The 6,711-nt window shown below is 47.9% G+C and carries 3 protein-coding genes; 2 read left to right on the top strand and 1 reads right to left on the bottom strand.

Annotated features, from left to right (window positions below):
* Positions 1-3,179: PAS domain S-box protein (locus tag RMY27_RS32540; RefSeq protein WP_322668936.1), on the bottom strand; the 3,179-nt coding region annotated here is incomplete at its 3' end.
* A 927-nt stretch (positions 3,180-4,106) separates the two neighbouring features.
* On the opposite strand from RMY27_RS32540, the gene RMY27_RS32535 reads away from it, so the two are divergent.
* Both RMY27_RS32535 and bioD read left to right on the top strand, forming a co-directional pair.
* On the top strand, positions 4,107-5,852 hold the full coding sequence (locus RMY27_RS32535) for a protein kinase domain-containing protein (RefSeq protein ID WP_322668938.1): 1,746 nt from the start codon (positions 4,107-4,109) through the stop codon (positions 5,850-5,852).
* Positions 5,852-6,547, top strand: a complete 696-nt coding sequence (gene bioD / locus RMY27_RS32530; protein ID WP_322668935.1) for a dethiobiotin synthase — start codon at positions 5,852-5,854, stop codon at positions 6,545-6,547. Before RMY27_RS32535 ends, bioD begins: the two co-directional genes overlap by 1 nt.
* Positions 6,548-6,711 lie beyond the last annotated feature (164 nt).

Genomic DNA, 6,711 nt, shown 5'->3' with positions numbered 1-6,711 from the left:
CTGCTCCCCTGCTCCCCTGCTCCCCTGCTCCCCTGCTCCCCTGCTCCCCTGCTCCTCTGCTCCCCTGCTCCCTCTTGAACGGGTTTGAGCGAGACAGAAATCATACCCTCGAAGGTAAATTTTAAGGAATTGGAGAGCAGGTTTAGCACAATCTTTTCCCACATTTCGCGATCGACGTAAATGGGATCGGGCAGGGGAGGACAATCGATAACTAACTGCAAATTGGCATTCTCAATCGCCGAGCGGAAAACACTTGCCAGTTCAGCCGTGTAGGTGGATAAGTCGGTGGGTTCGTAGTTTGCCTTCAGCCGATCGGCTTCGATGCGGGAGAAGTCGAGCAGGGTATTGACCAGTTTCAGCAAACGCAAGCTATTGCGATGTGCCAGTTCTAGCCGTTCCCGTTGTGAAGAAGTTAGGGGATTTACCGAATCGCTCAAGGCATCTTGCAGGGGAGCGAGTATCAACGTTAGCGGTGTGCGGAATTCATGGCTGACGTTGCTAAAGAAGATAGTTTTGGCGCGATCGAGTTCTGCCAGTGTTTCGGCGCGTTGGCGTTCTTGTTGACGGGCAGCTTGTTCCTGAATCAGGCGAATTTGATCGGCTTCTGCCTGTTTGCGATCGGTAATGTTGTTGAATACGACGACAATGTGGTGTTTATCTTCGTCGATGCGCGACACCAAAATATCGAACCAGCAATCTACACTGTCGATGTAGTGTTCAAACCGGGTCGATTCGCCTGTTTGACCCACCGTGCCAAAGGTTTGCAGCCAGTTCTGATTCAACGCTTGATTCAGTTGAGTGGCGTTTTTACCTGCGACATCGCGCAGTCCGGTCAGGGACTCGAACGCTGGGTTGACCTGCAAAATTTTCCAGTTGATCGCCTTTTCATCGTCGTCATACAGCAGTTCGCAGAGGGCGTAACCTTCGGTGATCGAATTGAACAGCAGCCGATATTTTTCTTCTGATTCGCGCAACCCTACTTCGGCGCGGGCGCGTTCAAGCCGCGTCCAGATGCGGTTGGCGAGTTCGCGGGTTAGTTCGATTTCGTCGTCGCGCCAGTCATGGGGTTCGCTACGATAGATAACGAGCAGGAATTGCCACTCGCCATTGCGTATAAGCGGGATGCTGAGGAAAGAGCCGATATTCAGAGTCGCAAACTGCTCGCCATCGGTCAGGGGATCGTCGAACACATCGCGGATGACGATATCAACTCCTGCCAGACAAAGTTGCATAACTTCGGGTGTTAAAAACTCTTGCATGCGATACGTGCCACGCAGGCTCGGCACGTCGCTGCGATGCCAGTTGTAGTCGATGACTGCAATTCCAGCCGACCCATAAAGTTCGGCAAAGGCGCAGGCTGACAAGTCGAAATGTCTGCCGATTTTTTCGCCCAGCGCATTCATCGTCTCGTCAATGTCCGTCAGACGCGCAAGGTCTTGGCTGACTTCGGCTAAAAAGGCGAGATTTGCATCGTGCTGTTTGCGTTCGTCTTCGACGCCCACGCGTTCGGTAATGTCGGTAAACAGAACCGCTACACAACGGCTTTCGGCTTCACCCAAACGGAAGGCGTAGAGATCAAAGACCCGATCAAGCGTTTCTTCTTTCTCCTCAACGCGCACAGGTTCCCCTGTTTGGGCGACTCGACCATAAATTTTCGCCCAGGCGGGGTTTGGCGTTCCCAAAATCTCGGTGGCTTTGCGTCCAACTGCATTGCTCACTGCCGTTTGTTGCTCAAATGCAGGGTTCACTTCCAAAAAGAGAAAGTCGTTCCATTCGCCGTTGTCGTCTGCCAGAACTTCGACGACTGCGTAGCCCTGATCCATTGATTGAAAGAGCGATCGATATTTTGCTTCCGACTCACGCAGGGCTTCCATCGCGACACGCGCTTCGTGAATATCGGTCGCCGCGCCGTACATCTTGATGACCTTGCCGCTCTCATCCTTGAGCGGAAACGCATTGACAACGAACCAGCGGTACTCTCCATCGTAGCGGCGAATGCGGTGTTCCTGTCGTAGCCGTACGCCCTGTTCGGTCGCTTCTCGGTAACGCTGGGCAGATCCTTCGCGATCGTCTGGATGAATCGTATCTACCCAGCCCCAGCCGATCGCCTGCTCAAAGGTTTGCCCCGTATATTCCAGCCACTGCTGGTTATACCAGTTGGTAAATCCGTTGGGTTCACTATCCCAGAGCAGGTCGGGGACGAGGTTGGTGATAGACTGCATCCGGGCTTCTGATTCACGCAATGCAGCTTCGCCTTGCCGTTGCTCAATCAAATCGGCGGCTTGGCGGGCGAGTAAATCGAGAAACCGCAGTTCGCGATCGCTCGGTCGATGGTGTTTGCACCAGTGGGTCGAAATCATGCCGATCGCTTTACCTGAACGGGTAATTAGCGGTGTGGACTGTGCCGAGAGATACCCCGCCTCACGGTGCAGCCGCATCGAGCCATACGGGTCTTCGCTCTCTGGCACATCGAAATCAACGAAGGTGCGCTTGCCCGTTGTCAATGCAATACCGCAAGGCGTGTTTGAACCCGCATTCACGCGGTAGAAATACTCGGTCATATTCTGCTCTAAGCCCTGTGTGGCAAGCAGCAACAATTCTTGTGTCGCTTCGTCGAGAATTTGTACTGTTCCGGCATCTGCCCGTGTGAGGGCGATCGCAGCAGCTACAATCTCCTGGTAGAGCGTCTGAATGTCGCCTTCGGTTACAAGCCTCGCGCTCAGTTCGTGTAGTAGTTGCGTATCTTTCAGGTCTGACTCGATGGCTGATAAAGCTTGTTTGCGATCGATGGTATCTTTGTCAAGTTCCAGCGCTTCCTGCAATGCTTGTTGTACAGATGGCACTAACCGCCCTAAGCGTTGCTTGAGTACATAATCTGTCGCGCCCTGTTTGATCGCTGCGATCGCTAATTCTTCACCCAAACTGCCAGAGATGAAAATAAACGGTATCTCAGGACGTAGGCGACGGGCGATCGTTAGTGCCGCAATTTCATCAAAATTAGACAAGGCATAGTCTGCCAAAATCAGGTCGATGGCGTTGCTCTCCAGTGCCCTGATAAAATCAGCGCGAGTCTCTACCCGCAGTAATTCACAGTCAATCCCACCCTCTCTCAGCGTGGCTTGCACGACTTCTACATCAGGAAGATTAGCTTCGAGTAAAAGAAATTGAAGTGCTGACATGATTTTCTTCTTGCTGTTTTGGTAGTGCCTTGGGTATGTATAGCGATTCTCGTTGGAGTATCTCAGTTTGCTAAAATCGCCGTCCTATCTCTGATAGTTCTAAATATTTATTCTCTTTTTAACTACTACTTTAATAGTGATTATCAGAAAGATGACTATTGTTCTGTTGCCCAGTACCTTAGACCTCTTGCATAAGTCGAATCGACCCCCCTTAATCCCCCCGATATATTGGGGGGAAACTTGAAATCTTGCTCCCTCCCCTTCACAAGGGGAGGGTTGGGGAGGGGTGATTCAACGATTTTTGCAAGAGGTCTCTTATAAAAAATCAGTCACCTTCTACAAAATCTATATTTTTATTTGGCAACCAATACTTCTCGGGTTTTGGGGAAAAGGGAAAGAAAAAACCTTTAACCCTTACCCTTTACCCTTTACCCAAAACCCGATTCCGAGTTAAAAATGCACAAAGCGAGAAGTATTGATTTGGCAACCCAAGATTATTTAGATATAAAGGTGACACTGTAACTCTGAATGGAATAAATTTAGGAAATCCTTTAATAAAGGGCATTACTAAGGAAAATTTTGCAAAAAAATTGAAAAATTAACAAATAATGCCGATATAGTTTTGAGCGTAGTGAATCGTGACCATTTATTTTCCAAAGGATTGATTGAGAAACAGATGAGTTATTTATATAAGCTGGATTCTCAAGTTAATTTTACATATTTCAAAATCTATCGTTTTCCCAGGAATAAAAATTGAATTGAGGATTGGGGACTCTGAAGTTATGGACTAGGAAACAACCTTGCTCTGGTGGGAGTGTACTTGTTGGGTATAGTAGAATATTGCCGCAGGTAACTGTCCGTCGCCTCTTGACTTCATCTTTGTGGGTGACTTCCTCCTCAGTTGCTACTACACTCAATCAACCGATCATGCAACCACCGATTACAGTTGGCACTGTCTTGCAGAACCGTTACCGCATAATTCAAATTCTCGGACAAGGAGGATTTGGTAGAACCTATCTGGCAGAAGACCAGAGGCGCTTTAACGAACTTTGCGCGATCAAGGAATTGAATTCAACAGCAAGGTCGGCTTTGGATTGGGAGAGGGCACAAGAGCTTTTTCACCGAGAAGCTGCCATTTTATATCAAATCGAACACCCGCAAGTGCCGAAATTCCGGGAAAGATTTGAGCAAGACCAACGCTTATTTTTGGTGGAGGACTACGTTGCAGGTCAGACGTACCGCACTCTGCTGGCTGAACGTCAAGCTGTGGGTAAAACTTTCACAGAGGCTGAAGTATTGCAGCTGATAGAGTTGTTGTTGCCTGTTTTAGAGCATATTCACAGTAGAGGAATTATTCATCGAGATATCTCGCCAGAAAATATTATTTTGCGAGATAGTGATGCTAAACCTGTGTTAATTGACTTTGGGGTGGTGAAGGAACTGGCAACGCGTTTACAATCGCCAGATAGTCCCATACCAGAAACCACCGTGGGAAAATTAGGTTACTCTCCCAGCGAACAAATGCAAACAGGGGGAGCTTATCCTAGTAGTGATTTGTATGCATTAGCGGTGAGCGCGATTGTTTTGCTGACTGGTAAAGAACCAAAGGATCTATTCGATCAAAACCAACTAACTTGGAATTGGCAACGGTGGGTAAAAGTGAACCCGCGATTTGCTGTAGTGTTGAATCGAATGTTGAATCATATACCGAGCGATCGCTATCAAACTGCTGTTAGTGTATCTCAAGCACTACAACCTTTACACGAAGTCAATCTTCCAAATGTGAATGTGTCTAACTTGCAGACAATGGCAGTTAGTCGCCGTCCTGACTTAGTAGCACCAGCAGCTTCGCCCCAGAAACCCGATCCTGTGATTCCACCAAGTTCCACCAGCTCAATCTTGGATAATCCGTTAGCGATCGCCGCAATTGCCATTGGTGTAGTGATCGTAGCAGGATTTGGTTCTTGGGCACTAGTAAGTTCTATCCGCAGTCAGTCAAAAATATCAGATAAGACGCTTCCACAAAATTTCCCTTCACCAGTAATTGCTGGCGGTACTACATTCACACCGACGCCAACACCAACACCGACACCAACACCAACACCAACACCAACACCTACTAACCAACCTGTTATATCTACTAAGCGCCTCAACCTTACAGCATCTAACCCAACCACGGTTGAAGGTACTCTCAAAGCAAATCAAATCATTCAGTACAGCTTTTTTGGGCGAGAAGGTGCTAAATTAAACACGTTTATTGACCCAGGAAGCAGCATTCTGCTGACAGTCTTAAGTCCCAATGGACAACCAATTGATAGTACTGCCCAACAAGTCACATTTTATCAAGGCACATTGTTGGTTACTGGTAGATATACTATTGAGTTAACTCTGCTTTCAGGAGTTGCCGAAAGCAATTACAATCTCAATGTTGCATTAGAAAAACCAGTCAACCCAACACCGACAGAGACACCCTTGCCAATTCCCACAGAAACACCTTTATCAATTCCCACAGAGACACCTTTGCCAATTCTCACAGAGACACCTTTGCCAATTCCCACAGAAACACCTTTGCCAATTCCCACAGAGACACCCTTACCAATTCCGACGATTACTGAAGCGCCAACTTTGCCGCCGGCTGATGAAACCCAACCATTTTCTGGCCAAAGAAATTAATGTTAAACACACTACTAATTACTGGAACTGATACAGAAGCTGGTAAAACTGTTTTAACAACAGCATTAGCAGCTTATTGGCAAAAATATTACCCGCAGCGTCGCTGGGGAATCATGAAACCGATTCAATCGGGCGTTGGCGATCGCGAGTGGTATCAAAAGCTATTCGCGCTAGAACAATCTGCTGAAGAAATTACACCTTTATACTTTCAAGCACCTCTGGCTCCTCCCATAGCAGCAGCACGGGAAAATCGCCGAGTAGATTTAGCACTAGTGTGGCAAGCTTTATCTAAATTGCGATCGCAGCGTGATTTTGTACTTGTAGAAGCCTTGGGAGGGTTAGGTTCGCCAATAACTGAGGAATTAACGGTAGCTGATTTAGCGGGGGAATGGCGTTTACCAACGGTATTAGTAGTACCAGTGAGATTGGGTGCGATCGCTCAAGCAGTGGCGAATGTAGCATTAGCTAGACAATTGTGCGTCAATCTCAAAGGCATTGTTCTGAACTGCGTACAACCTCGAACGGATGCAGAAATAGCCGACTGGACACCATATCAATTGATTCAATCACTCACTAACACGCCAGTTTTAGGCTGCTTACCCTATATAGATAACCTGACTGATTTAGATAAACTTGCTCAAATAGCATCAGATTTAGATTGGGAAACACTAACACTTGAGAATGATTTAAATTGACATTGCCGAAGGGGGGCAGGGGGGCAGGGGGGCAGGGGAGCAGGGGAGCAGGGGAGCAGGGGAGCAGGGGGGCAGGGGTGCAGGGGGCAGGGGAAGGGAGTAAAACTTTTTTTATGGCTGATTTTAAGTCTTGCATTTTGTACCTTATCTACTTGAAAACTGCT

Source organism: Nostoc sp. DedQUE09 (assembly GCF_034530915.1).
GTDB lineage: Bacteria > Cyanobacteriota > Cyanobacteriia > Cyanobacteriales > Nostocaceae > Nostoc.
Note: the sequence above shows the minus strand (reverse complement) of the source record. Positions and strands in the feature narration are given on the sequence as shown.

Excerpts from the sequence above, each read along its gene's own strand:
- RMY27_RS32535 (WP_322668938.1), top strand. The coding sequence starts at position 4,107 with ATGCAACCACCGATTACAGTTGGCACTGTCTTGCAGAACCGTTACCGC.
- bioD (WP_322668935.1), top strand. The coding sequence starts at position 5,852 with ATGTTAAACACACTACTAATTACTGGAACTGATACAGAAGCTGGTAAA.